This is a genomic window from Aquabacterium sp., from assembly GCF_004297345.1.
Lineage (GTDB): Bacteria > Pseudomonadota > Gammaproteobacteria > Burkholderiales > Burkholderiaceae_C > Aquabacterium.
In genome coordinates this window covers 1-3,530 of the sequence record NZ_SCTN01000425.1, presented here as the reverse complement: position 1 = coordinate 3,530, position 3,530 = coordinate 1, and the positions used below count along the sequence as shown (strand labels likewise).

The 3,530-nt window shown below is 58.5% G+C and carries 4 protein-coding genes; 1 reads left to right on the top strand and 3 read right to left on the bottom strand.

Annotation, left to right across the window (positions count from 1 at the left end):
- Window positions 1-844 (top strand): sigma 54-interacting transcriptional regulator (locus EPO09_RS16410; protein ID WP_290644535.1); only part of this gene is annotated, 844 nt, incomplete at its 5' end.
- 208 nt (window positions 845-1,052) lie between these two features.
- Here the strand turns inward: EPO09_RS16410 and EPO09_RS16405 are convergent.
- From EPO09_RS16405 to EPO09_RS16395, 3 genes are all read right to left on the bottom strand, one after another.
- Window positions 1,053-2,093, bottom strand: coding sequence for a sulfate ABC transporter substrate-binding protein (locus tag EPO09_RS16405; protein ID WP_290644533.1), 1,041 nt, complete (start codon window positions 2,091-2,093; stop codon window positions 1,053-1,055).
- A gap of 112 nt (window positions 2,094-2,205) precedes the next feature.
- The gene (locus EPO09_RS16400) at window positions 2,206-3,012 is read right to left on the bottom strand and encodes a cytochrome b/b6 domain-containing protein (RefSeq protein WP_290644531.1); all 807 of its coding nucleotides are present in this window, start codon (window positions 3,010-3,012) and stop codon (window positions 2,206-2,208) included.
- Window positions 3,013-3,068: 56 nt separating this feature from the next.
- Window positions 3,069-3,530 (bottom strand): rhodanese-like domain-containing protein (locus EPO09_RS16395; protein WP_367200079.1); only part of this gene is annotated, 462 nt, incomplete at its 5' end.

Here is a 3,530-nt window from a genome sequence, read left to right as displayed (position 1 = left end):
TCTCCAGGAACGGCAGGTGGTTCGCCTGGGATCGCGCAAGGCCATCGCGCTGGATGTGCGCCTGGTTGCGGCCACCAACATCGATTTGGGGCGCGCAGTTGAGGCGCAGCACTTCCGGGCTGATCTTTACTATCGCTTGAGCGTCGCCAGTGTCCGTTTGCCGCCATTGCGTGAGCGGCCAGCGGACATCGTGCCTTTGGCTCGCCATTTCATCTCGGTCTATCGCAGCCGGCTTCATCTTGAGGAGGTGATGCTGACAGAGGATGCGCAGCGCGCCTTGTTGAACTACAGCTGGCCCGGGAACATTCGGGAGCTGGAGAATGTCATTCACTTCGCTTTGATCGTCTGCAAGGATGCTGTCATCACGGCACAGGACATCAAGCTGGTGCCATTGTCTGGTGCGGCCCCTGCCGTACAGGCGGGCTTGATCCCTGGTGGTCTGGGTGTTAATGCCGAAGCGAGTGGGGCTTCGCTTGAACCGCAGAGGCAGACCGATTACTCGGCTCATGTCCCGGCAAACGAATCGTTCGCTCCTGCGGGCAGTTCGCTGCCACAATTTGAGCAGCAGGGCGAGGATGGGCTAGTCTTGTTGAACAAGGCACTGTCTACACTATTGAGTGAAGACCGTGAGGCCTTGTTTGATGTCGTTGAGTCTGCCGTGGTTCATGCTGCTTTCGCGCATGCAACCCAGAACCAGGTCAAGGCGGCCAAGGTATTGGGTATCACGCGCAACATGCTGAGAACGCAGTTGCAGCGTCATGGCTTGTTGGTTCGAAAGGAAGAGCGGCTTGAGCTGAGCTCTTCCGTGGATGCGGATGACGCACTGCATCGATCCGCAGCCTGAATACTTCTTGCTGACAACAAGAGCCGCCAGGGACATGCCGGGCGGCTCTTTTTTTTGTGACTTGATTTTGCTTGACGTTGGTTTGAAGTGATGCATAAAAAAGCGGCTTTGGCACCAAGGCCAAAGCCGCTGAAAATGTGTCCCAGGATACCTGAAGGCTCCCCCCGAGACACCCCCACTGCTAGGTACTAGCTACCAATCAGTTAAATCACTTCTTGGTATAGATCTGGTCGAAGACACCGCCATCGGCAAAGTGTGTTTTCTGGGCCTTGGTCCAACCGCCAAACGTGTCATCAACCGTGAACAGGTTCAGCTTGGGGAACTGCTTGGCATACTTCGCGGCAGCCTTGGGGTCGGTTGGGCGGTAGTAGTTCTTGCCAATCAGGTCCTGGCCAGCTGGCGAGTACAGGTATTCCAGGTAAGCCTGGGCCACGTCGCGTGTGCCACGCTTGTCCACCACCTTGTCGACGACTGCCACAGGGGGCTCAGCCAGGATGCTCACGGATGGGTAAATCACGTCGAACTTGTCGTCGCCGAATTCCTTCTTGATCAGACCCACTTCGCTTTCCCAGGACAACAGCACGTCACCCAGGCCACGCTCGGAGAAGGACACCGTAGCGCCGCGGGCGCCAGAGTCCAGAACGGGCACGTGTTCGAACAGCTTCTTGATGAAGTCACGGGCCTTGGCGTCGTCACCGTTGTTCTTCTTCAGTGCGTAGCCGTAAGCAGCCAGATAGGCCCAGCGGGCACCACCAGAGGTCTTGGGGTTGGCGGTGATCACGGCGTTGCCGGGCTTGACCACGTCATCCCAGGTCTTGATGTTCTTGGGGTTGCCCTTGCGAACCAGGAAGACGATGGTCGACGAGTAAGGCGTGCTGTTGAACTTGAACTTCTTTTGCCAGTCGGTAGACAGCAGGCCCTTGTCAGCGATGGCGTCAATGTCATAGGCCAAAGCCAGGGTGACCACATCGGCCTCAAGACCGTCGATCACGGAGCGGGCTTGTTTGCCCGAACCGCCATGCGATGCCTTGACGCTGACGTCGTCACCCGTCTTGGCCTTCCAGTACTTGGCGAATGCCGCGTTGTATTCCTGATAGAGCTCACGGGTCGGGTCATACGATACGTTGAGCAGCGTGACTTCCTTGGCCTGGGCGACCGCAGGTACCAGGGAGGCCACGCCGGCAACGGCAGTGAGTGCAGCCAGAGCCAGGCTGTTGAAGGTGCGGCGGTTTGCAAACTTGAACGACATGGTGATGCGTGTATGTGAATGAGTGATGGGTCAATACTAGAAGTGAGCGACTCAAACGAGAACGAATGAAATTGAGCTTGCTTATTTGGTCGGCGGATGTTCTGGCTCGGTGCTACCAGGCTGGCGCGTTGCCCTGAGTGGGCTTGGTTGACGCGCTGGTGCTGGTATCAGGCGATGTCGCGGGAGGAGGTGCATCCTTCTTGATCCATGCACCGCTGGTACCGTAGATGGCACCCAGAGCCAGGGCTAGCGCAGCGATCAATGCAATGCGGCGGGCGCGTCTTGGTTGTGGGGCGTCAGCCGGCACGTCCTTCCAGCCGGTGACCATGGGTTTGACCAGTTTGTCTTTCTTGACGCGTGCGTAGAACGCGATCGCTGCGATGTGCAACCCAAGCAGCACAAACAGCAGGTTGGCAGCCTGGTGATGCCAGTTGGTCACAGTGTGAGACAGGTCGTCGCCAATCAATTGGGCCAAGGGGCCAGCAAACGATATGTCGTCATTGCTGAGCAAGCCGGAGCCAGCTTGAAATCCCAGCAGCCCGAGCAGGGCAAAAACTGACAAGGCGCCCAATGGGTTGTGGCCGATGCCGCGCCACCGCCCTTGCAGATACGCCAGGATCTTGCCTGGGGTGGGCGCGAAGTGATGGAAGCGTGCCGATGTGGAGCCGATCAGACCCCAGACCAGCCTGAATACCACCAGGCCCACGATGGCGATGCCGGCCTTGGCGTGCAACTCAATCCAGGTGCCGCCGGCTTTGCCCGTGATGATGGCGGTCGTCACGGCCGCGACAAGCGACCAGTGAAACAGACGAAGTGGAAGATCCCAAAGTTGAACGCGAATCGTTGATGAGGCGGGCTGTGCAATGTCTGGAACATCATTGCCCGCAACGTCGATGACAGCGGCTTCTTGCAGTGCCATGGCAGGTACTCCGTTCGGCAGGTGCGCCGCAGCTGGAGCAACCTGCCTTCAATTGATCACTTCGATGCTGCTGAAGCGGCCGAAGCAGGTGCGGGTGGTGGCGAAACCTTGGTGATGGTGCCACCAGCTTCGCGATAGTCTTCGGAGCCAGTGGCGCCTGCCACCTTGTAACCAGCTGCCGTCAGGATGTCGCCAGCTGCACCGGCACGGTGTGCGCGGTTGGACACCGTCAGGATCGTGCGATCCTTGGGGATGAATTCCAGCAGTTCAGGCAGGTCCTTGACTTGCAGGTTCAGGTAGACCGGGAAGCTGCCGTACTTGACCAACTCGTCCGGGCGGCGCAGATCAATGATCAGCAGCTTCTTGGGGTTGCCCAGCAGCTTGTCCACATCGTTGCGGTTGAGCTGCTTGGTCTTGTAGATCCAGGGTGGGGCCACATAAGCACCACTTGCTGCAGCTGCGGGTGCAGAGGCTGCAGCTTGGGCAAAGGCAACGGTGCTGCTGACGGCCAATGCAAT